The sequence below is a fragment of the Pseudomonas sp. PDM01 genome (assembly GCF_014852325.1).
GTDB lineage: Bacteria > Pseudomonadota > Gammaproteobacteria > Pseudomonadales > Pseudomonadaceae > Aquipseudomonas > Aquipseudomonas migulae.
On sequence record NZ_JACVBK010000004.1, the window covers coordinates 59,709 to 82,105 of the forward strand.

At 60.0% G+C, this 22,397-nt stretch carries 20 protein-coding genes; 7 read left to right on the forward strand and 13 right to left on the reverse strand.

The window, feature by feature from the left end; genetic code table 11:
* Positions 1 to 119: 119 nt before the first annotated feature.
* The 3 genes from IB246_RS11090 to IB246_RS11100 are packed head-to-tail and all read right to left on the reverse strand — an operon-like array spanning position 120 to position 2,494.
* Positions 120 to 1,466: an ATP-binding protein gene (locus IB246_RS11090; protein WP_008041754.1), complete on the reverse strand. Its 1,347-nt coding sequence runs from the start codon at positions 1,464 to 1,466 to the stop codon at positions 120 to 122.
* A complete protein-coding gene (locus IB246_RS11095) occupies positions 1,463 to 2,140 on the reverse strand; it encodes a response regulator (RefSeq protein WP_008029360.1) in 678 nt (225 codons plus the stop codon). The genes IB246_RS11090 and IB246_RS11095 overlap by 4 nt, the downstream gene beginning before the upstream one ends.
* Positions 2,141 to 2,188: 48 nt before the next feature.
* On the reverse strand, positions 2,189 to 2,494 hold the full coding sequence (locus IB246_RS11100) for a hypothetical protein (RefSeq protein WP_008029361.1): 306 nt from the start codon (positions 2,492 to 2,494) through the stop codon (positions 2,189 to 2,191).
* Positions 2,495 to 2,638: 144 nt separating this feature from the next.
* Between IB246_RS11100 and IB246_RS11105 the strand changes: the two genes are divergently transcribed.
* Positions 2,639 to 3,430: a dienelactone hydrolase family protein gene (locus IB246_RS11105; protein WP_008041756.1), complete on the forward strand. Its 792-nt coding sequence runs from the start codon at positions 2,639 to 2,641 to the stop codon at positions 3,428 to 3,430.
* Positions 3,431 to 3,583: 153 nt separating this feature from the next.
* Positions 3,584 to 4,309, forward strand: coding sequence for a 4'-phosphopantetheinyl transferase family protein (locus IB246_RS11110; RefSeq protein WP_202949196.1), 726 nt, complete (start codon positions 3,584 to 3,586; stop codon positions 4,307 to 4,309).
* Positions 4,310 to 4,436: 127 nt separating this feature from the next.
* On the opposite strand, the gene IB246_RS11115 is transcribed toward IB246_RS11110, so the two are convergent.
* Together IB246_RS11115 and IB246_RS11120 are read right to left on the reverse strand one after the other, a co-directional pair.
* Entirely contained in the window at positions 4,437 to 6,047 is a 1,611-nt protein-coding gene (locus IB246_RS11115) for an ATP-binding protein (protein WP_008041763.1), read from the reverse strand.
* On the reverse strand, positions 6,044 to 6,766 hold the full coding sequence (locus IB246_RS11120; RefSeq protein WP_008041764.1) for a response regulator: 723 nt from the start codon (positions 6,764 to 6,766) through the stop codon (positions 6,044 to 6,046). Before IB246_RS11120 ends, IB246_RS11115 begins: the two co-directional genes overlap by 4 nt.
* Positions 6,767 to 7,503: 737 nt before the next feature.
* Between IB246_RS11120 and IB246_RS11125 the strand changes: the two genes are divergently transcribed.
* A complete protein-coding gene (locus IB246_RS11125) occupies positions 7,504 to 10,398 on the forward strand; it encodes a ribonucleoside-diphosphate reductase subunit alpha (protein WP_008029373.1) in 2,895 nt (964 codons plus the stop codon).
* A 267-nt stretch (positions 10,399 to 10,665) separates the two neighbouring features.
* Here IB246_RS11125 and flgE read toward each other — a convergent pair whose 3' ends face one another.
* From flgE to IB246_RS11155, 6 genes are all read right to left on the reverse strand, one after another.
* Positions 10,666 to 11,985: a flagellar hook protein FlgE gene (flgE, locus tag IB246_RS11130; RefSeq protein WP_008041765.1), complete on the reverse strand. Its 1,320-nt coding sequence runs from the start codon at positions 11,983 to 11,985 to the stop codon at positions 10,666 to 10,668.
* Positions 11,986 to 12,016: 31 nt separating this feature from the next.
* Positions 12,017 to 12,739: a flagellar hook assembly protein FlgD gene (gene flgD, locus IB246_RS11135; RefSeq protein ID WP_008041766.1), complete on the reverse strand. Its 723-nt coding sequence runs from the start codon at positions 12,737 to 12,739 to the stop codon at positions 12,017 to 12,019.
* Between the two features lie 15 nt (positions 12,740 to 12,754).
* Entirely contained in the window at positions 12,755 to 13,198 is a 444-nt protein-coding gene (flgC, locus tag IB246_RS11140; RefSeq protein WP_007937507.1) for a flagellar basal body rod protein FlgC, read from the reverse strand.
* Positions 13,199 to 13,201: 3 nt separating this feature from the next.
* On the reverse strand, positions 13,202 to 13,609 hold the full coding sequence (gene flgB, locus IB246_RS11145) for a flagellar basal body rod protein FlgB (RefSeq protein ID WP_008041767.1): 408 nt from the start codon (positions 13,607 to 13,609) through the stop codon (positions 13,202 to 13,204).
* Between the two features lie 1,292 nt (positions 13,610 to 14,901).
* Positions 14,902 to 15,729 (reverse strand): protein-glutamate O-methyltransferase CheR, encoded by an 828-nt coding sequence (cheR, locus tag IB246_RS11150; protein ID WP_008033047.1) that lies wholly within the window; start codon positions 15,727 to 15,729, stop codon positions 14,902 to 14,904.
* A gap of 46 nt (positions 15,730 to 15,775) precedes the next feature.
* Positions 15,776 to 16,708, reverse strand: coding sequence for a chemotaxis protein CheV (locus IB246_RS11155; protein WP_008033048.1), 933 nt, complete (start codon positions 16,706 to 16,708; stop codon positions 15,776 to 15,778).
* Between the two features lie 81 nt (positions 16,709 to 16,789).
* Here IB246_RS11155 and flgA point away from each other — a divergent pair, with 81 nt between their 5' ends.
* From flgA to IB246_RS11175, 4 genes are all read left to right on the forward strand, one after another.
* The gene (flgA, locus tag IB246_RS11160; protein WP_032832449.1) at positions 16,790 to 17,551 is read left to right on the forward strand and encodes a flagellar basal body P-ring formation chaperone FlgA; all 762 of its coding nucleotides are present in this window, start codon (positions 16,790 to 16,792) and stop codon (positions 17,549 to 17,551) included.
* 167 nt (positions 17,552 to 17,718) lie between these two features.
* Positions 17,719 to 18,045 carry a flagellar biosynthesis anti-sigma factor FlgM gene (gene flgM, locus IB246_RS11165; protein ID WP_008033053.1) on the forward strand — a complete coding sequence of 109 codons (327 nt, stop codon included), beginning with the start codon at positions 17,719 to 17,721 and terminating at the stop codon, positions 18,043 to 18,045.
* 48 nt (positions 18,046 to 18,093) lie between these two features.
* A complete protein-coding gene (locus tag IB246_RS11170) occupies positions 18,094 to 18,561 on the forward strand; it encodes a flagella synthesis protein FlgN (RefSeq protein ID WP_008038443.1) in 468 nt (155 codons plus the stop codon).
* 92 nt (positions 18,562 to 18,653) lie between these two features.
* On the forward strand, positions 18,654 to 19,400 hold the full coding sequence (locus IB246_RS11175) for a flagellar brake protein (protein ID WP_008038444.1): 747 nt from the start codon (positions 18,654 to 18,656) through the stop codon (positions 19,398 to 19,400).
* A 63-nt stretch (positions 19,401 to 19,463) separates the two neighbouring features.
* Here IB246_RS11175 and IB246_RS11180 read toward each other — a convergent pair whose 3' ends face one another.
* Together IB246_RS11180 and IB246_RS11185 are read right to left on the reverse strand one after the other, a co-directional pair.
* A complete protein-coding gene (locus IB246_RS11180) occupies positions 19,464 to 20,834 on the reverse strand; it encodes an MFS transporter (RefSeq protein ID WP_008038445.1) in 1,371 nt (456 codons plus the stop codon).
* A 69-nt stretch (positions 20,835 to 20,903) separates the two neighbouring features.
* Positions 20,904 to 22,145 carry a glutamine synthetase family protein gene (locus tag IB246_RS11185; protein ID WP_177318167.1) on the reverse strand — a complete coding sequence of 414 codons (1,242 nt, stop codon included), beginning with the start codon at positions 22,143 to 22,145 and terminating at the stop codon, positions 20,904 to 20,906.
* Positions 22,146 to 22,397 lie beyond the last annotated feature (252 nt).

The following is a 22,397-nucleotide window of genomic DNA, read 5'->3' on the forward strand; positions in this document are numbered from 1 at the left end:
TTGCGGTGAATTCACCGGCCCCTTCGCGGGCAAGCCTCGCTCCTACAGGAAAGCGCTTTCCCTCGTAGGAGCGAGGCTTGCCCGCGAAGAGGCCCGATTGAGCACCTTCAAACTCCCGGTCAAACCACCGGAAAATGAATCCGGAACGCCGCGCCGCCCATCGGCGAATCGCCCAGCGTCAGTTTCGCGTTGTAACTCTCGATGATGTCCTTGACCACCGCCAACCCGATCCCCTGCCCCGGGTGCTGACGGTCCAGCCGTTCGCCGCGCTGCAGAATCCGCGCGCGCTGATCCGGTGGTACACCCGGCCCGTCGTCCTCGACGCACAATTCGACCCCGCTCAAGGTCTCGCGCACGCTGATGCGCACTTCGCCCAGGCACAGGCGATAGGCGTTTTCCAGCAGGTTGCCCATCATTTCCAGCAAGGCGCCCTGCTCGATCGGCACGTAGCATTGCTCCGGCAGATCGAAGGCCACCCGTACACGTTTGTCGCGGTAGACCTTGTCCAGCGTGTCGCAGAGGCTTTGCAGCACCGGCCGCAACCGCACCTGATGGCGCACCAGGCCGCTTTTGCGCAGGCTGGCGCGCTGCAATTGATAGCTGATCTGCTGGCTCATGCGCTCGATCTGGGTTTGCAGCACCCAGGCCTGATCGCGATCCGCCGGGCGTTGCGCCATGTCTTCGCTGACGCCTTGCAGCACGGTCAACGGGGTTTTCAGGCTGTGCGCCAGGTCGCCGAGAGAATCGCGATAGCGGCTGCGCTGTTCGCGCTCGCTGTGCAGCAAGCGGTTGAGCGAGCCGGTCAGGCGCAGCAATTCACGCGGGTGCTGTTCGCTGAGGCTTTCGCGGGTGCCGCTTTCGATTTCGTCGAGCTCCTGACTGAGTCGGCGCAACGCCTGCAAACCCCAGGTCAGGCCGATCCACAGCAACGCCAGCAGCACCAACAAAGCGGCGCCGAAACCCAGATAGAGATTTTCCCGCAGGCCTTCGAGGGTGTCTTCGTACTCGCGCACCGGTTGCAGCGCGACGATGCTGAACGCCGCGCTTTTGCCGCCAAGCAGTTTGACTTCGACGTCATAGACGAAGAATTCCTGGCCATTGGCTTCGCTGATCCTCGCGAACTCGTTACCGCGCCCGTCGTAACGCGGTTTGTAGTTGATGTCCTCTTCCTGAGTGCCCTTCGAGCGCCAGACCAGGTGACCTTCACGGTCATAGATGTAGCCGAGCAAACGGCTGTCGGTGAGGTTGAAACGCTCGTCCGGCAACTGCGCCGGCATCTGCAAGTGGTTGCCCTCGACCCGGGCGGCGGAAATCAGCGTGGTGACGTCCGACGCCAGGCGCTGCTCGATGGAATCCTGCAGCGCCAGGCTGAACGCGCCCTGCATCGCCGGCAGCAACGCCAGCATGAACAACACCGCCAGGATCGTGGCGGCGAGCATCAAACGGACACGAAGCGAACGAATCAAGTGCAGCGCTCATTGAACAGGTAGCCGAGGCCCCGCACGGTGTCGATCGGCTTGAAGCCAGCCGGGCCTTCGAGTTTGCGGCGCAAGCGGCCGACCAGCACTTCGATCACGTTCGGATCGCGCTCGTCGTCATCCGGGTAGAGCTGCTCCATCAAGCGGTCCTTGGCCACCACTTGCTGGTGATGGCGCATCAGGTATTCGAGGATCCGGTACTCGTAGGCAGTCAGCGCCAGCGGTTGTTCATCGAGGGACGCCTGCTTGCGATTGAGGTCGAGCAGCAGCGGCCCGGCGACGATGGTCGACTGGGTGAAACCGCTGGAGCGACGCAGCAAGGCATTCAGGCGCGCATCCAGCTCTTCGAACTGGAACGGCTTGACCACGTAATCGTCGGCGCCGGCAGCGAGGCCTTCGACCTTGTCCTGCCAGTTGCCGCGCGCGGTGAGGATCAGGATCGGGAAGGTCTTGCCCCGCGAGCGCAGCTGACGGATCAGGTCGAGCCCGCCCATGCCGGGCAGGCCGAGGTCGATCACCGCCAGGTCATGGTTGAATTGCTCGGTCTGGTACAGCGCCTCCTCGGCGTTGGCCACGGACTCGACCACGTGGCCACTGTCCGTCAGGCGGGTTTGCAGGTGATGGCGCAACAGCGCTTCATCTTCGACGACCAGCAATTTCATAACGCTCTCCCGGGCAATTCAACCTCTCCAGAGGTGCAACGGCGTATTTCAAGACAGATCATAGCGGCCCATGAGGTTCTCCTGACGGAGTTTAATGCCATTGTGAAAGACCGACACGTTCGCGTAAGCAGCGCAGTAATCGGCCTGAGGGTTCGGGCGGCCCAACTGCGCGCCCCAGGCACTGTCATGACTGACCACGCCGTTCGTGCCGATGCTGTGCAGGGTGAGGGACTTTTTGGGTCGCTCGCCGGTCTTCCCAAGAGCAAGGCTGGCGACATTATCGTCGGAAGCGAACGCCGCGGTGCTCGCGCTCAAAACGGTGAATGCCAGCAGCAGGTTTTTAAAGCCAGTCATAGGAAAATGTCCTCATGCGCAGATGCTTTGGGTACGGCGCTACATTACGCACCGGCCCCTGAACTCCCCCTGAACGCACTCTGAACCCGAGCTGAACCAGATCGACTAGTCTGTGTTGACGACTTTTTTGCAGGAGATCCGACCATGCGTATATTCCTTGCCCTGTTCTTGCTGGCCGTGAGCGGGCTCAGCCAGGCGGCCATCAAGACCCAGGAAATCCCCTATCAAAGCCCCGACGGCACCAAGCTGATCGGGTATTACGCTTACGACGACGCGGTTAAAGGCCCCCGCCCTGGCGTTGTGGTGGTTCACGAGTGGTGGGGGCTCAATGACTACGCCAAGCGCCGCGCCCGTGACCTCGCCGGCCTGGGCTACAGCGCCCTGGCCATCGACATGTATGGCGACGGCAAAAACACCGAACACCCCAAGGACGCCATGACGTTCATGCAAGCGGCGATCAAGGACAGCGCCGCTGCCAGTGCGCGGTTTCAGGCCGGGCTGGATCTGTTGAAGAAACAGCCGCAAACCGATCCGGATAAAATTGCTGCGATTGGCTACTGCTTCGGCGGCAGCGTGGTGCTGAATGCGGCACGTCAGGGCTTGCCGCTGGCGGGTGTGGTGAGTTTCCACGGGGCGCTGGCAACCAAAGCACCTGCAACACCGGGCAGCGTGAAGGCGAAAATCCTCGTGGAGCATGGCGCGCTGGACAGCATGGTGACGGCGGAAAACGTTGCGGCGTTCAAGGCGGAGATGGACAAGGCCGGGGCCGATTATCAATTCGTCAACCTTGAGGGCGCCAAGCATGGGTTCAGTAATCCGGACGCGGATCGCTTGAGCCATGGTGATCATGGCGGGCCGGATATTGGTTACAACAAGGCGGCGGATGAGAAATCGTGGGCGGATATGCAGGCATTCTTCAAGAAGATATTTGGTTGAGCAGGTAGACCGCGGCGCGGCCTTCGCGGGCAAGCCTCGCTCCTACAGGTTAGCGTTGTTCCCTGTAGGAGCGAGGCTTGCCCGCGAATGGCCGCACTCGGTTCTGAACCTTTGCACTACCCAGCATCAAGGCAACCCGGCAAAATGCCCGACATGAATCCCGTCCCCGCCCTGCCCGCCTGCTGCACCCCACTCGATGCCCATTGGCCGCTGCCGTTCGTGTTGCCCGATACGGTGCTGCTGAGCACGCACTTCAACACCTCGCAACTGGCCGCCGATGACTTTCAGCGCAGCGCCATCGAGCCGCCCGCGACCATCCAGCGTTCGGTGGCCAAGCGTCAGGCCGAGTTTCTCGCCGGCCGGGTTTGCGCTCGCGCCGCGTTGCAGCGCTTGGAAGGGCTGAATTTTACCCCGGCCATTGGCGAAGACCGGGCGCCGGTCTGGCCCGCGCACATCTGCGGCTCGATCACCCACAGCACCGGCCGCGCAGCGGCGATTGTCGCGCAGAAAACCCACTGGCGCGGCCTGGGAATGGACCTGGAAAACCTGCTCAACCCTGAACGGGCCGAGCGCCTGGCCGGGGAAATTCTCACCCCGCCGGAGTTACAACGCATGGCGGCAGGCCATCGCGATCAACTGGCGCTGCTGGTGACGCTGACGTTTTCGGTGAAGGAGAGTCTGTTCAAGGCGCTGTATCCGATTGTTCAGCAGCGCTTCTACTTCGAGCATGCCGAGGTGTTGGAGTGGTCCGAAGCGGGTGAGGTGCGGTTGCGATTGTTGACGGATCTTTCCAGTGAATGGCGCCATGGCACCGAGCTGGATGCGCAGTTCGGGGTTAAGGATGGGCAGTTGTTGAGTTTGGTGAGTATCAAGGCCTGAGGATTTACGGCGTCGGTTCGGGCCTCATCGCGAGCAGGCTCGCTCCCACACTGGATCTATGCCACACCGAAAATCCCCTGTGGGAGCGAGCCTGCTCGCGATGGCGGCAGATCATTCACCGCCATTCTCAACGCTTCTCCTGATTGCGCGGCCAACTCAAACTGAAACACGCCCCACCCAGGCTCTTGCTCTTGCTGATCAACGCTCGCCCGTCATGCCAATGGATGATCCGCCGCACGATCGACAGCCCCAACCCATGCCCGCCCGAAGCACGGGTTCGGCTGTCATCGAGACGCAGGAACGGCGTAAATATTTTCTCCCACGCGGATTCCGGCACACCCGGCCCGTCATCCTCGATGTCCACCCGACAACGCTGCTGCCCGACCTGATAGCTGACGGTCACCCGCGATGAGGCATGGCGCATGGCGTTGCTCACCAGGTTCTGGATCGCCCGGTGCAGGTAACGGGGTTCGGCCTCGACCCAGGCATCATCGCAATCGGCGGCCGAGAGGCACAGACCGCGCTGCACCGTGACGTCGGCGCGCAAGGGCGCCAATTCTTCGATCACTTGATTAACCAACGCATCCAGGTCGATCCGCTGGAAATTCAGCGCGGGCGAACCCTGTTCCAGCCGCGCGTAAGTGAGCATCTCGTCCACCAGCCGATCAAGGTCTTCAATGTCATGATCCATGCCCTCGCGGTACTTCTCCAGCGCCTGCGGCGTGGTGGCCGAGCCGATCATCTCCAGGCCGAAACGCAGCCGCGCCACCGGCGTGCGCAATTCGTGGGACACCGCGCGTACCAGTTCACGCTGGATCGCCAGCAACTGCTGCAAGTGCTCGGCCATGCCGTTGAACGCCGAGGCCAGGCGTCCCACCGAGTCGGCACCGCGCGCCGGCACGCGGGTTTCCAGGCTGCCTTTGGCGATGCGCGTGGCGGCCGCTTCGAGCCCGCGCAAACGACGCTCCAGTTGCCGCACCAAGAGATAGACGATCAACCCGATCAGGCTCAAGCCCAGCGCCGCGATCAGCACCAGCCACTCCGGCGGGTAAGGATTCATCTGATACAGCGGACCGATTTCCAGCACCCACGGCGTGCCGACCATGCCGGCAAACACCCGGATCGAATCGCCGCCCTTGCCCAGCGCCATTACCGTATCGCCTTCGGCCACCCGACGGCTCTGGTCTTCGTCCATGTCCGCTTCGCCGACCGTGACCAGCCGCAAGTCGAAACCAAACCCCTTGTCTTCTTTCAACTGCGCCAGTCGCTTGGGCTGCTCGGCCACCGGCACGCGCACCAGCTCATCGGCGAGCAGGTAAATAGTCGCGCGGGCCAGTTGCTCGCTGATCTGCTGCACCTCCCCCGTGAGCACCAACTGCTCCTTGTCGCTGATCAGCCGATAGACCTTCGCCGCATGCGGACCGGTCTGCTCCACCAGCGCCTGACCGCGCAGCACGCGGGTGCGCTGAGTCAGGTCGAGGTCGGTCTGGGCGAAGGTCTTCAGCGCCAACGGAATCCCGAGCAGGCGTTCCCACACCAGCAAGGCGCGGTGACGCTGGGTTTCGTTCATCGGTTGCAGGTTGTCGGCCATCAGCGAGAACGTGCCATGGGCCAGGCGCTCGCGGTATTGCTCGCTGCGCACCTGGTTGAGCATGTGCAACGCCAGCACGCCGAGCACCGCCACCAGAATCAGCGCCGCGCACATGCCGCCATAGATGCGCAGGAAGATCGAATTCACAGCGACGGGTCTACGCAGGCTTCCGGCACAAACAGGTAGCCCTTGCTGCGGATGGTTTTGATCAGGCGCGGATGATCCGGGTCATCGCCGATCTTCGGCCGGATGCGCGAAATGCGCACGTCGATGGAGCGGTCCTGGCCGTCATAGCCGATGCCGCGCAGTGCGGTGAAAATCTCTTCACGAGAGAGGATGCGCCCGGCATTGGCCACCAACAGCCACAACAGGTCGAACTCGGCGCTGGTCAGCTCGATGCCGTTGTCGTGCAGCCAGGCTTCACGCAAGGCGTTGTCCACCACCAGCGGGCCGAATTGCAGGCGCCGCTGTTTTTCCGGGACGGGTTCAGGCGCTTCACTGCGCCGCAACAAGGCCTGGATGCGGGCCAGCAGCAGGCGTGGGCGAACCGGTTTGCAGACGTAGTCGTCGGCGCCCAGGTCGAGGCCGAGGATTTGATCGGTGTCGTCGGTACGCGCGGTGAGCATCAGGATCGGCCCGTCGTACTTGTCGCGGACCTTGCGGCAAATACTCAGGCCGTCTTCGCCCGGCAGCATCAGGTCGAGGATCACCAGGTCCGGTTTCTCCTTGATGATGCGCGCGGCCGCCAGGGCGCCGTTGCCTTCGATCGACACACGCAGGCCATTGGCCTCCAGGTATTCGCGGGTCAGTTCGGCCAGACGCTGGTCGTCTTCCACTATCAATACCTGCCAGGCTTCTTGCTCCACGGTGACCTCTGCTTGCCAACAACACTAATAAGGAAGGATCCGCCCGTCTTTTTGTAATGATTGGGGAGGATAAGAATGCGTAACCATCGGCCGATTGTATAAACGTCGCCCGCCGAGAACACAAGCCGGCAAATGCGTTCGGACAACCCGGTTTTTTGTGATAGGGTTCGCGCCCTTAAAAATCCGAATGACTGTTTTCAATCGCTGAAAATCAGCGAAAAACAGTCCGCTCCAGCTAGGTCGCGGCCTACACGCTCGTTCCACCTTTCACACACAATTTACGCACAGGTTTATCCACAGGTAGTACGTTGCAACACCCTCCGAAACGCATTATCTTGTACCCCGGCGCGAAAAAAACCCTACATGTAGGGTTTTACGCCAAAAACCAAACACAAACCGGACACCGATTTCAAGCGCTTTTATTGCCTCTTTCCGGTTGAACCAAACGTATTTTCGAAAGACCAAACCGCGCGTGCGGATGGCTACTGTTTTTGAGCCGGAAACGGCGTTAACGGTACGGGTGTTGCAGTCGATTACTGTCACCCAAAAGGATCCTGGTGTCAGGCTCAAGGCCTGGGACCAAAGACTTCGGCATGGAAGCGGCGCCCCAACAGCCCCCTTCCTGATCTGTCCCGAAGTTGGTATGCCCGGCCCAGCCGGTTGTAGTGCTTCAGGACGGAACGGTGGGCACCGTGATGGTGCCCAAACAAACATAGAGAATGTGGAGACAACCCCCCATGCAAACCGACACAACTCGCGAGAACCCGCAGGGCACTTTGCCGCAGGCCGCTGATTCGACTTCGGATCTGTCCGCCACCGCGCCTGGCCAACTGCGCGTGATCAAGCGTAACGGCACTGTCGTTCCTTACACCGATGACAAGATCACCGTCGCGATCACCAAAGCGTTTCTCGCAGTTGAAGGCGGCACCGCTGCCGCTTCGTCGCGAATCCATGACACCGTGGCCCGCCTGACCGAACAGGTCACCGCGACCTTCAAGCGTCGCATGCCGTCGGGCGGCACCATCCACATCGAAGAAATCCAGGACCAGGTCGAACTGGCCCTGATGCGTGCCGGTGAGCAGAAAGTGGCTCGCGACTACGTGATCTACCGCGACGGTCGTTCGAAACAACGCGCTGCCCACGCTCCGGCAGAAGAAGCGGTCAACGCTCACCCGTCGATCCGCATCACCCGCGCCGACGGCACTTTTGCACCGCTGGACATGGGTCGCCTGAACACCATCGTCACCGAAGCGTGCGAAGGCCTGGAAGAAGTCGACGGCGACCTGATCCAGCGCGAAACCCTGAAAAACCTGTACGACGGCGTGGCCCTGACCGACGTCAACACCGCTCTGGTGATGACCGCTCGTACCCTGGTCGAGCGTGAGCCGAACTACTCGTTCGTGACCGCCCGCCTGCTGATGGACACCCTGCGTGCCGAAGGCCTGAGCTTCCTGAACGTTGCCGAAAGCGCGACCCACCACGAAATGGTCGACCTGTACGCCAAGGCATTGCCTGCGTACATCGCCAAGGGTATCGAATTCGAATTGCTGAACCCGGTCCTGGCCACCTTCGACCTGGAAAAACTCGGCAAGGCGATCAACCACGAGCGCGATCAGCAGTTCACCTACCTGGGCCTGCAAACCCTGTACGACCGTTACTTCATCCACAAGGACGGTATCCGCTTCGAACTGCCGCAAATCTTCTTCATGCGCGTGGCCATGGGCCTGGCGATCGAAGAGAAGCAGAAAGAAGACCGTGCGATCGAGTTCTACAACCTGTTGTCGTCCTTCGACTACATGTCGTCGACTCCGACCCTGTTCAACGCCGGTACCCTGCGTCCACAGCTGTCCAGCTGCTACCTGACCACCGTGCCGGATGACCTGTCGGGCATCTACCACGCGATCCACGACAACGCCATGTTGTCGAAATTCGCCGGTGGCCTGGGCAACGACTGGACCCCGGTTCGTGCACTCGGTTCGTACATCAAGGGCACCAACGGCAAATCCCAGGGCGTGGTTCCGTTCCTGAAAGTGGTGAACGACACCGCCGTTGCCGTTAACCAGGGTGGCAAGCGCAAAGGCGCTGTGTGTGCCTACCTGGAAACCTGGCACATGGACATCGAGGAGTTCATCGAACTCCGCAAGAACACCGGTGATGATCGTCGTCGTACCCACGACATGAACACCGCCAACTGGATCCCTGACCTGTTCATGAAGCGCGTCTTCGATGACGGCAAGTGGACCCTGTTCTCGCCGTCCGAAGTACCGGACCTGCACGACCTGACCGGCAAGGCTTTCGAAGAGCGTTACGAGTACTACGAAGCCCTGACCGAGTACCCGGGCAAGGTCAAGCTGTTCAAGACCATCCAGGCCAAAGACCTGTGGCGCAAAATGCTGTCCATGCTGTTTGAAACCGGCCACCCATGGCTGACCTTCAAAGACCCGTGCAACCTGCGCAGCCCGCAGCAGCACGTTGGCGTGGTCCACAGCTCGAACCTGTGCACCGAGATCACCTTGAACACCAACAAGGACGAGATCGCCGTTTGCAACCTGGGCTCGATCAACCTGCCGAACCACATCGTCAACGGCAAGCTGGACACCGCCAAGCTGGAACGCACCGTGAACACCGCTGTTCGCATGCTCGATAACGTTATCGACATCAACTACTACTCGGTGCCACAAGCGAAGAACTCCAACTTCAAGCACCGTCCGGTCGGCCTGGGCATCATGGGCTTCCAGGACGCTTTGTACCTGCAGCACATTCCTTACGGTTCCGACGCTGCCGTCGAGTTCGCCGACAAGTCGATGGAAGCGGTCAGCTACTACGCGATCCAGGCGTCCTGCGACCTGGCCGACGAGCGCGGCGCGTACGAGACGTTCCAGGGTTCGCTGTGGTCCAAAGGCATCCTGCCGCTGGATTCGCAACAGATCCTGATCGAGCAGCGCGGCCAGAAGTACATCGACGTTGACCTGAACGAATCCCTGGACTGGGCACCGGTTCGCGCCCGTGTACAGAAAGGCATTCGTAACTCCAACATCATGGCCATCGCACCGACCGCGACCATCGCCAACATCACTGGCGTCTCGCAGTCGATCGAACCGACCTACCAGAACCTCTACGTGAAATCGAACCTGTCGGGCGAATTCACCGTGATCAACCCGTACCTGGTTCGCGACCTGAAGGCTCGCGGTCTGTGGGACTCGGTCATGATCAACGACCTGAAGTACTACGACGGTTCGGTGCAGCAGATCGAGCGCATCCCGCAAGAACTCAAAGAGCTCTACGCGACTGCCTTCGAAGTGGACACCAAGTGGATCGTCGACGCGGCAAGCCGTCGTCAGAAGTGGATCGACCAGGCTCAGTCGCTGAACCTGTACATCGCTGGCGCCTCGGGCAAGAAGCTGGACGTGACCTACCGCATGGCCTGGTACCGTGGCCTGAAAACCACTTACTACCTCCGTGCCCTGGCCGCGACCAGCACCGAGAAGTCGACCATCAACACCGGCAAGCTGAACGCTGTTTCCAGCGGCGGCAACCATGGTGAAGATTCGGTCCTGGCAGCTCCTGCCGGTCCTGCTCCAGTGCCGAAGGCTTGCGCCATCGACGAGCCGGATTGCGAAGCTTGCCAATAAGCTGAGCCGGTAGGCGCTGAAAGGCGCTTACTCGACAACCCCCGATCGGTCCTCTGGATTGGTCGGGGGTTTTCTTTTGCCCATGGAAATGTGGTGACTGGTATGACGCCTTCGCGGGCAAGCCTCGCTCCTACAAGTTCGATGTTGTTCGCAATTAAACCTGTAGGAGCGAGGCTTGCCCGCGAAGAGGCCCTCCCTGACAACACAAAATCCCGGCCATAAAAAAACCCCTCTTACGAGGGGCTTTTTATGCAGCGCTATCCAGCATCAGGTCATCTGAATGATGGTCTGCATGATGGTGCTTTGAGTCGAGATGGTCTTGGCGTTCGCCTGGTAGTTGCTCTGCGCCTTGATCAGGTCGACCAGTTCGCTGGTCAGGTTGACGTTGGACTCTTCCAGGGAGTTGGAGTGGATCTCGCCCAAGGTGCCGGTGTTCGGCGCATCGTAGCCCGGGATACCCGACGCGTAGGTTTCTTTCCAGCTGGTGCCGCCTACTGGCTGCAGACCTTGCTCGTTGGTGAAGCTGGCGAGCGAGATCTGGCCGATGGCCTTGGTCTGGCTGTTGCTGAAGTTGGCCAGCATGATACCGCTACCATCGATGGTCAGGTTGGTGATCTGGCCGGTGGCGTAGCCGTTCTGCGTAGGAATCGAACGTGCGGTGTCAGCATTGTATTGCGAGGTTTTGGCCATGGAGACCGTAACGACGCCGGAAGTAGCGCCGTTGGCCGTCCACACGCCATTTTTCACGTCACCGGGAATCCAGCCGGTGACCCTCAGGTCAGGGCTGACGATCGGCGTCGGAACGGCCGGAGTGGTAACCGAAACCAGATTGCCCGAGGTATCGAACACCATGGTCGAAGCGACCGGCAGGTTCAACGGAACCGCGGTAGGACTAGGGTCGGTGCCATTCGGGTTGCGACCATCAATCAGGGTGTAGGTTTTCCAGGTGTTCGCCCCGGTCTTGACCATGTATTGGTCCATGACGTGCTTGTTACCCTGAGTGTCATAAATCGGGGTACTGAACTGTTTGGTGAAGGTGGCTTCTTTGGTCGAATCAAACGGGGTGGCAACCTGATCGATAACCGGTGCGGTGGAGTTCAGGTTGATCGTCGACGACACCGTGGAGGTGTTTTTTGGCGCCAGGTTCGAAGTATCGATACGCAGGTCGGTCAACACGCCGTTGATGATCTTGCCGTTGGCGTCCACGCCGTAACCTTGCAGACGCGAAGTGCCGTCGGTGTTGGTGACGTAACCGTCCTTGTCGACCTTGAACGTACCGGCACGGGTGTAGGACAGCGAGCCGTTGTCGTTCAGCACGAAGAAGCCGGAACCGTTGATGCCCATGTCCAGCACGTTGCCGGTGTTGTTGACGTCGCCCTGGGTGAACTGCTGGGAAACGTTGGCCAGGCGCACGCCGTTACCAATGGTTTTGCTACCGGAACCCAGCTTGGTGGCCGAGTAAACGTCCGAGAATTCCGCACGGGACGATTTGAAACCGGTGGTCGCGACGTTGGCGATGTTGTTGCCGGTCACGTCCAGTTGTTTGTTGGCTGCATAGAGACCGCTAAGGCCGATATTGAAAGACATATTCCACTCCTTTGTGCCGTGTTAGTCGGCTCTACATACCAATTGTTTGTACTTTGGACAGGGCGATGCTGCCCCCACCGGCGAGATTGAGCATCAACTCACCACCGGTCTGGCTGATGGTCACGCTGCTGACAGTCGCCGGCAGGTACGTCACCAGCGAAGTCGCCTTGCCGTCGTAAGTTGCGGTGGCGCCGAAGGTGTACGTACCCGCCTTGGCCACTTCGCCTGCATCGTTCTTGCCGTCCCAGATGAAACTGGCGCTGCCGGCTTTTTGGCTGCCCAGGTCGATGGTGCGGATGACCTTGCCATCGGCGTCGGTAATCTTCACTTTCACCGGGTCCACCGAGGCCGGAACCGCGACGGTCCCGTTGAAGCTCTTGGAGGTATCGACCACGGCCTTCTCGCTCGGCGCGATGACCGAACGCCCGACCAGCGACGAAGCCTGCAGGGCCTGGGACGAGTTGTAATTGCTGGCCAGGCCACTCACGGTGGTGTTGAGCGTGGTGATGCCTTCCAGGCTGCTGAACTGCGCCAGCTGGGCAACGAACTCGCCGTTGTCCTGCGGCTCCAGCGGGTTCTGGTTCTTCAGCTGTGTCACCAGCAACTGCAGGAACGCGTCCTTGCCCAGGGCCTTTTTGCCGGTGGCGCTGTTCGTGGCGGACGCCAGGCCGTCGGCACTGGTGTTGGTCTTGATCGAAGAGTTGGCCAGGATGTCTTTGAGGCTAATGCCGCTGGTGGTATCGGTAACACTCATCTGAGTCGCCCCTTATCACTGACCGAGGGTCAGGACCTTCTGCATCATGGTTTTGGCGGTGTTCATCATTTCGGCGTTGGTCTGGAACGAACGGCTCGCGGAAATCATGTCGGCCATTTCTTCAACCACGTTGACGTTCGGGTAGTAGACGTAGCCCTTGGCGTCGGCCGCCGGGTGGTTTGGCTCATAGCGCGCTTCCAGATTGCTCTGGTCTTCGACCACGCCCAGCACTTGCACGCCCTGACCGGCCGCGTCCTGGTTCTGGAACAACGAATCGCTGCCGCCGCTCTGCCCACCCTGGAACATGGTGGCGAACACTGGATGACGTGCGCGATAGGTCTGGTCGATGCTCGACGAGACGGTCTCGGCGTTGGCGATGTTCGAGGCCACGGTGTTCAAGCGCGTGGTTTGCGCGCTCATGCCGCTACCGGCAATGTTGAAAACACTGGATAGAGACATGACTTACTCTCCGCGAATGGCTGACATCAGCCCTTTGAATTTGCTGTTGAGCAGGGTGAAGCTGGCCTGGAAGTTGATCGCGTTTTCCGCGTAGTTCGACTGTTCCAGTTGGGCATCCACGGTGTTCTGGTCAATCGACGGTTGCATCGGCGTGCGATACAGCAGCGACTCGTCGCCATTGCCCATGCCTTCGGCTTCGATATGACGGTTGTTGGTCATGTTCAAGGCGAATGTGCCGCTCTTGGTTTTCTCGTTCTGCTCGGCGAGCACTTTCGAGAAGTCCAGATCCCGAGCCTTGTAGTTCGGGGTGTCGGCGTTGGCGATGTTGTTGGCCAGGACTTCGGCACGCTGGGCGCGGAAGCCCAGGGCTTGTTCGTGGATACCGAGCGCTTTATCGAAGCTGATGCTCATGTCGGGAAACCTTCGGGTGACCTGATTTTTCGTACGATGGATATAGCAAGCGGCGTGCCAATTCAAAAAAGCCCGTAAACCGGGGCTTTGCGGGCAGGGGGCGAAGCGGCAATGCCAGAAAAGCGGCAACGGGTTTCCGCCGTCTGCCGCTTTTCTGCCGCTTTCGGTTTTGGGCTCTTGGGTTGTGGGTTTGTGTACATATCCGTTTTGGGGGTAACGGCGGCTATTGGTTTCGCCCTTACGGCGAGTCACTTTGGAAAAGCCCCAAAGTAACCAAAGGGCTCTTGCCCCTTTCGTTCGGTGCCTCGCTAATGCTCGGCATGCCCTCGCTCCGGTCCTGCTCCGTGGGCCCGCCGCCATCGGCCATCCATGGCCGGGGGCGGCTAACCCGGCATCCATGCCGGGTTGCCCACTGCGCAGAACCTCCACTCGGCCTCTCGAGGGGGCGACCACCGCCACAGCCGCCGAGGCGGCCTGAAAGCCGACCTGGCTCTCAGTCGTGCGCGCTCTCCTTCTCTACTGCGCTCACTCGTTCCGGACTTGAACACCGACCCCCTGTAGGAGCCGGCTTGCTGGCGATGGCGTCCGTCCAGCCAATACATGCGTCGACTGATCCACCGCTATCGCCAGCAAGCCGGCTCCTACAATGGATTGGGTTCACACGATTCAAAACTGTAGGAGCTGGCTTGCCAGCGATGGAGGTTAACGATAACGCGGGCTGTCTGAATGAACGCGCTGCCCCGACGATTTTCGCCGGCAAGCCGGCTCCTACAGGGGATTGGGTTCACACGATTCAAAACTGTAGGAGCTGGCTTGCCAGCGATGGAGGTCAACGATAACGCGGGCTGTCTGAATGAACGCGGTGTCCAGACGATTTTCGCCGGCAAGCCGGCTCCTACAGGGGGCACGTACGCTTTTGATTCCCACCACTCATCAGGCCGAGCGTTAGCTCGCCTTCAGCTTTTGATCTGAGCGCCCCCTCGAGAGGCCGAGCGCAGGTTCTGCGCAGTGGGCAACCCGGCATGGATGCCGGGTTAGCCGCCCCCGGCCATGGATGGCCGATGGCGGCGGGCCCACGGAGCAGGACCGGAGCGAGGGCATGCCGAGCCACAGCGAGGCACCGAACGAAAGGGGCAAGAGCCCTTGGTTACTTGGGGCTCTTCCAAGTGACTCGCCGTAAGGGCGAAACCGCCAGCCGCCATAACCCCAGAAACGGATATACACACCAACACAGCAGACAAAAAAAACGGGAGCCCCTGAGGACTCCCGTCGTTCAAACCACCACCAACCCATCACTTAGCCTGGTAAATGATCCCCGGGCTGCACTGAACCATCTGGTAATGATCCGGCAACCCGTTCAGCGCTTCAGACGCGCCAAGGAACAGATAACCGCCAGGCTTCAACGTGCTGTGGATGCGCAACAGGATGTCTTTCTTCACCTCGGCGGAGAAGTAGATCAGCACGTTGCGGCAGAACACGATGTCGAATTTGCCGAGGCTCGCGTAGCTGTCCAGCAGGTTGAACGAGCGAAACTCCACCCGACTCTTGATCGGCGCCTTGATGGCCCAGCGCCCCGGCCCTTTCGGGTCGAAATAACGTTGAAGACGCTCGGGCGACAACCCGCGGCCGATGGCCAGGCTGTCGTACTCGCCAGTCTTGCAGTTGGTCAGCATGGAGCCGGACAGGTCAGTGGCAACGATCTGCACACCCATCTTCAACTGGCCCATGTTGACCCGCTCGAACTCGTCGATGGACATCGACAGCGAATACGGTTCCTGACCCGACGAGCAGGCCGCCGACCAGATTCGCAAGCGTTGCCCCGGAGCCGCCTTGATCGCTTCGGGCAGTACCTTGTTCTTCAAGACTTCAAACGGATAGGTGTCACGAAACCACAGGGTTTCGTTGGTCGTCATGGCATCGACCACCAACTCGCGCAAACCGCTGCGCGGCTGGGTCTGGATGCGCTGAACCAGCTCACCCAGGGACTTGATGCCTTGCTGTTCCATCAGTTTGTTGAGACGGCTCGAGACCAGGTACTGCTTGTTTTCACCGAGCAAAATGCCACAGGCTTTTTCCAGGAAGACCCGGAACTGTTCGAAATCCAAATTACCCGTAGACAAAGATGCCGCCTCTTAAATCGTGTTAACCACCAAGGGCAAAAGGCCCCTAGCTGATGTCTGCTGCTTTGATCCGGTCAACTACCCGGGATGCCAGGTCATCAGGACGGAATTTGGCCAGGAAGTCATCGGCACCGACTTTCTTGACCATCGCCTGATTGAACACACCCGACAACGAAGTATGCAGGATGATATGAAGCTTTTGCATGCGAGGGTCGTTGCGGATCTCGGCCGTCAGGGTGTACCCGTCCATCTCCGGCATCTCGATGTCGGAGATCATCATCAGGAACTCTTCTTCCGGCTTCTTACCCTCGTCGGCCAGTTTGCGCAGGTAATCCAGCGCTTGCCGTCCGTCGTTCAACGCCACCACTTCGACACCGACCGTTTGCAGGCAACGCGTGACCTGCTTACGCGCCACCGACGAGTCATCGACCGTCAGCACCCGCAGCGACAGCGCCTTGTGCTGGGTTTCGACATCGACCACGCCGACGGAAATCGCTTCCGGTGTCGGCGCCACTTCCGCCAGGATCTTCTCGACGTCGATGATTTCGACTAACTGATTGTCGACCCGAGTCACAGCCGTCAGGTAATGATCGCGTCCGGTGCCCTTGGGAGGCGGATGAATCTCCTCCCAGTTCATGTTGACGATGCGTTCCACCGAGCGCACCAGGAAACCCTGGGTCTTGGTGTTGTACTCCGTGATGATCACGAAAGGATTGCTTTGATCTTTAAGCGCCCCGGAACCGGTCGCCATTGCCAGATCAAGGATCGGAATGGTCGCCCCCCGGATATTTGCCACACCGCACACGACAGGACTGGACTTGGGCATCAGGGTCAGCTTGGGGCATTGCAGCACCTCGCGAACCTTGAACACGTTGATCCCGTACAGCTGCTGGCCGTCGAGACGGAACAACAACAGCTCCAGGCGATTCTGCCCTACCAGTTGCGTGCGCTGGTTTACCGAATCCATTACACCAGCCATGCCCAGACTCCTACACCAACGCTAAGTGTGTTGCGACGCACATTCATCACTAAACGGCACGGCGCTTGCTTTTTAACTTTTATGAACACAGAACCGACATTTTTCCGACGCCTGACATCACCTATCCGCAGATTGCTCTGTGCAGTGTCGGCCGTTTGCCTGTTCAACGCTGGCAGCCCTGCCTTTGCTGACGCAGTTACCTTGCCTGACATGCTTATCGGCGTCACCCAGGGCTTTCTTGAATTCACCGTAGAAGACTATCTGGCTACCAGTCAAACGGAAGGTCGCTACGAAATCCAGGTCAACCAGCTCGACCAGCGACTGCGCATGCCCATGTGCGACAAGGAATTGACAGCCAGCCTCGAGAGTCCGGCCAAGCCGCTGGGCCGGGTCACGGTCAAGGTTCGCTGCGAGGGGGCATCACCCTGGACAGTCTTCGTACCCGCTCAAGTCCGCCTGTTTCGCGACGTTGTGACCGTCACCCGGCCCCTGCGCCGCGCAGGGATTGTCGAGCCCGATGACGTGACGCTGCGCGAGCGTGACGTCAGTCTGATCGGCCAGGGCTACTTCACATCCGTAGACCAGGCGATCGGCCAGCGACTTACCCGACCAATGGTCACCGACCAGGTGATTACCCTGGTTCATCTCGAACAGGCGGAAGTCATTAGCAAAGGCGATCAGGTGGTGATTACCGCCCGCAGTGGTACGCTCAGCGTGCGAATGCCCGGCGAGGCCCTGTCCAACGGCGGCATGGCCGAGCAGATACGGGTGAAAAACCTCAATTCCAAACGGGTCATCAAGGCGCAGGTTACCGCGCCAGGTCAGGTGGAAGTGTCCATGTAGGATTCTCTGTTCGTGAAGATGTGGCGTTGCCCGAGGCTGTTCCCTAAACTGTGCCGCATGCAGGAGAAGTGCTGGCGCATGCGGGCCCATTTGATAAATGGGTCTAAAGTTTTCACAGGGAGAGCCGAAAACATGGCAAGCGTCCAAATACTCAGAGGTTTTTTACCATGGTCATCGATTTCAGCCGTTTGAACAGCTCCTCGCCACTTACGGGCAGTACACGTACCAGCGTTGCCAAGGAAACTGCCGATGCTGGCAAATCCGCGCCGCTGAATACCCCGGCCGAACAGGCCACTGCCATCAAAAGCGGGGAATCGGTACACCTCAGCAATGAGGCTCAACAGTTGCAACAGGTCACTGACAAGCTGCGCGATCAGCCTGCCGTCGACAACGCCCGTGTGGCCGAGTTGAAAGCAGCGATTGCCGATGGCAGCTATAAAGTCGACAGCAGCCGTGTAGCCAGCAAACTGCTCAACTTCGAAGCCCAGCGCTAGGCTACGGCCCGCGCCGGGCTTTTGGACGCTTAAAACCCAAGGCCAGCCATGCAAGACACTAATTTACTGCAACTGATCACCGACGACTTTGCTCCAGCGCAACACTTGCTTGAGTTACTGCAAACCGAGTCCCTCGCCTTGCACGGTCGGGACATGCCACTGCTCGAAGAGATTCTGGCGCAGAAACAGGCATTGATCATTCTGCTTGAACAGCATGGCCGCAAGCGCAGCGAAATCCTCGCCAGCCTCAACCTGCCGACCAATCGCAACGGCCTGGAGCAACTCGCCAGCCATTCGAGCATTGGCGAGCAGTTGCTGGCCCAGAGCGATGTGCTGACCGATCTACTGGCTCAATGCCAGGCGGCGAACGCCAATAATGGCCAGTCCATCCTGGTCCAGCAGGCCGCCACGGCCAATCAGCTGAAAATCCTGACCGGCGGTGAACCGCCAGCGCTTTATGACGCCCGCGGATCAACCGCCAAGCTTGCGAAGCCGCGCCCGCTCAGTCAGGCTTGAGCCCGCAAATGACCGCGCCCTATCAAGACTCGCAACATGCTGGCAATATACTGGCCAGCCGTAGTCATATTTTGTCTGGAGATTGATGAACCGTGTCCAATGCCTTAACCGCGGAAGATGCCCCGCAGCCACCCAAGGTGCTTACCACACCGTTGGAAATCTCCGGCAACCTGCGCCAACTGCAAGAAAGTCATGATCCGCTGATCATCACGTTCCATGAGCGCACCCAGCGCTTCCAGAGCTATCTGGTGGACGTGGACCGCGAGCGCGGGACCATCGCGCTCGACGAAATGATCCCGCGTGACGGTGAGCGCTTCATGCTGGCCGGCGAACCGTTCAAGGTCGAAGGCTTTCACGAAGGCGTGCGCATTGCCTGGGAAAGCAACGGTCAACTGACCATCGACGAGTCCGGTGACAGCCGCTGCTATCGTGGACCGCTGCCGGATGAAGTGGTTTATCACCAGCGCCGCAATGCCTTCCGCGCGGCCTTGAAACTGGCCCAACTGGTCAACGTCGATCTGGACGGTGAAAAGCTCAAGGCGCCGATCAGCGGCAAGCTGTTGGACATCTCCGCCACCGGCTGCAAGTTACGCTTTGAAGGCGACATCACCGGCAGCCTGCAATTGGGTCAGGTCTACGACCGCTTCGCCGCCGCCCTGCCCTTTGGCAAAATGACGGCACCGGTCGAACTGCGTTACCTGCACTTCGAAGAAAGAATCTCCACCACCTTCGCCGGCATCCGCTTTCATAACATGAGCGGCCTGGTGCAGCGCCAGGTCGAGCGCTTCGTCTATCAGCTTCAGCGCGAAGCACGACGTTTCGACAAAGACGACCTGTAATTCAAGCACCCATAAAAAACGGGCAGTCCCTTGCGGTGACTGCCCGTTTTTTTATGCCCGGGTTTAAGGCCTGGCCTCGGTGAAGCTTTGCTCACGACCTGTGTCAGGGTCCTCCGGAGGTGGAGTGGTGGGTGTCTCGGCCTCCGACTCAGGAGCCGGATCAGGATTGGCCGGGGTCTGCATCTGGTCCTGCACCACTTGTTCATCGACACGTGGATCAAGGCAAGCCACCAGCGGCGAACTCGACATGCTGTCCGGCATGGCGACGTGATGCAGCGGCGCGTCGTCGACCTGATGCAGGTTGGTCACCGCTTTCGGGCGGATCCGCCACACCAGCACCAACGCAAAGAAACTGAAGAAGGCGTAGAGCATCTGACTGCCGAACATCTTCATCAGTACCCCGGCGACCAACGGTCCGATACTCGCGCCGACACCGTAGGTCACCAGCAACATCGCCGTCAGTGACACCCGTCGATCAGCCTCGACGTGGTCATTGGAAAACGCGACCGCCAGCGGGTACAGGCAAAACTTCACCAGCGAGCAGATAAAACCGGTGATGAACAACACCTCCAGCGGCACCTGCTTCATGATCGCCAGCGGCAACGCGGCGAGGGCCAGTACCAGCGCAAAACAGCGGATCAACAGTGCACGGTCATAACGGTCGGACAACCAGCCCAACGGCCACTGCACCAACAGGCCGGCAAAAATGCAGCTACCCATGAACAGACCGACCTGCTCCGTGGACAACCCTTGCTGCGAGGCATACAGCGGCGCCAGACCGTAGAACGAGCCGATGATCAGCCCCGCCCCCAGCACCGTACTCAACGACTGCGGCACGCGCTTGATAAAGAAGCGCGGCTCCATCGGCGCCGGATGCAGCGGCGCCGGGTGAATCCGCCGTGTCAGGGCCACCGGCACCAGGCACAGGGCAAAGCACAGGGCGACCAGCATCAGCAGCTCCAGACCGAGGCCCGGGTGCATGACCAGAATCAGCTGCCCCAGCACCAGGCCAAGATAAGAAGCGATCATGTAACCGCTGAACACCGTGCCGCGCTGCGAGGCTTCGGCCTGCTCATTGAGCCAGCTTTCGATGACCATGTACTGGCACATCATGCCGAGACCGACGATGACCCGCAGGAATATCCACGCCGGCAGCCAGTCCACCAGACCATGGCCCAGCACCGCCGCGCCGACAATCCCGGCGCAGGCCGAATAAGCCCGGATATGCCCGACCCGGGCAATCAACCGGTGACCGATCTTGCCCCCCAGCACGAGGCCGAAATAGTTGGCCGCCATCAACGCACCGACCCACAGGCTGTCGACATGGTCGGCCGCCAGGCGCAAGCCCAGGTAAGTACTCAGCAAGCCGGAGCCGATCAACATCATCAGCGAGGCGAAATACAGCGCTCGAAAGGGTTTCCAGATTTGGCGCATCGGCGTTCCGAGCGGCTCCTTGCGGTAAGAAACGGGCTATCCGAAAGATAGCCCGAAGACGAAGGTTCGTCAGGCCTGGGCGGCTAAAACACGGCGCTCCCAGGGCGTAATTTCATCAAAGAAGCTGGTCAACTCCATGGTCTTCGAAGCGACGTAGCCTTCGATGAACTCCTTGCCGAACAGTTCCTTCGCCAATTGGCTACGTTTCAGACGCTCGAGCGCGGCATGCAAGGTACACGGCAACGAAAGATTATCCGGCACCTCGAATTCGCCCTGGATCGCTTCACTCGGCTCCAACCTGTTTTCAATGCCATACAACCCTGCCGCCAGGCTCGCTGCAATCGCCAGATACGGGTTGGCATCAGCCCCCGGCAGGCGATTTTCCACCCGACGCGCCACTGGCGAGCTGGCCGGGATGCGCAAACCGGCCGCCCGATTGTCGTGGGACCAGCAGGCATTATTCGGTGATGCGAACGGATGGCACAAGCGCTGATAGGAGTTAACGTTCGGTGCAAATAATGCCGTGAAATCCGCCATGCCGGCCTGCTGGCCACCGATGAAGTGACGGAAGGTCGCAGTCGGCTCACCGGCCTCGTCGCTGAAGACGTTACGCCCGGTGGCGATCTCGACGATGCTCTGGTGAATATGCATCGAACTGCCCGGCGTGTGCGCCAGTGGCTTGGCCATGCAGACCACCGTCAGCCCATGCTTGAGTGCCACTTCTTTAAGCAAATGCTTGAACAGCAATGTCTGGTCGGCCAGCAACAAGGGATCGCCGTGCAGCAGGTTGATCTCGAACTGACTGACGCCCATCTCGTGCATGAACGTATCGCGCGGCAAACTGAGGGCCGCCATGCACTCATAGACTTCACTGAAAAACGGCCGCAAGCCGTTATTGGAACTGACACTGAACGCCGAATGACCGTCCTCGCGCCGCCCGTCCAGGCCTACCGGCGGCTGGAACGGTTGCGTCGGGTCGGTGTTGGGCGCGAAGACGAAAAACTCAAGCTCGGTGGCCACCACCGGCGCCAGCCCAAGGGCCGCGTAACGGGCGATAACTGCTTTGAGTTGACCACGAGTCGACAGAGGGGAGCTTTCGCCGGTCAGTTCGTCCGCATCGCAAATGGCCAAGGCACGCGGCTGTTTGCTCCAGGGCAAGCGATGGATCTGCGCAGGGTCGGGCACCAGCGCCAGGTCGCCGTCATCGCTGCCGTAAAAACGCGCTGGCGGATATCCGCCCATGATGCATTGCAGCAGCACACCCCGCGCCATCTGCAAACGCCGCCCCTCGTGAAAGCCTTCGGCCGTCATGACCTTGCCACGAGGCACGCCGTTCAAATCCGGCGTAACACATTCAATCTCATCAATGCCCGTCAATCGCTGCGCGAGTGAGCGCTGGCCACCGGTTGTCATGACGCAATCCTTTGTAGTTGTGCAAGCCGCGAACGGCGACCGTACAAAATAGGCTCCGCGTGTTCGGAATATCAAGCAGCGACGTACAAATACACCCTCACGGATCACGCCCACTCCCTGTAGGAGCGAGGCTTGCCCGCGAAGGCGTTG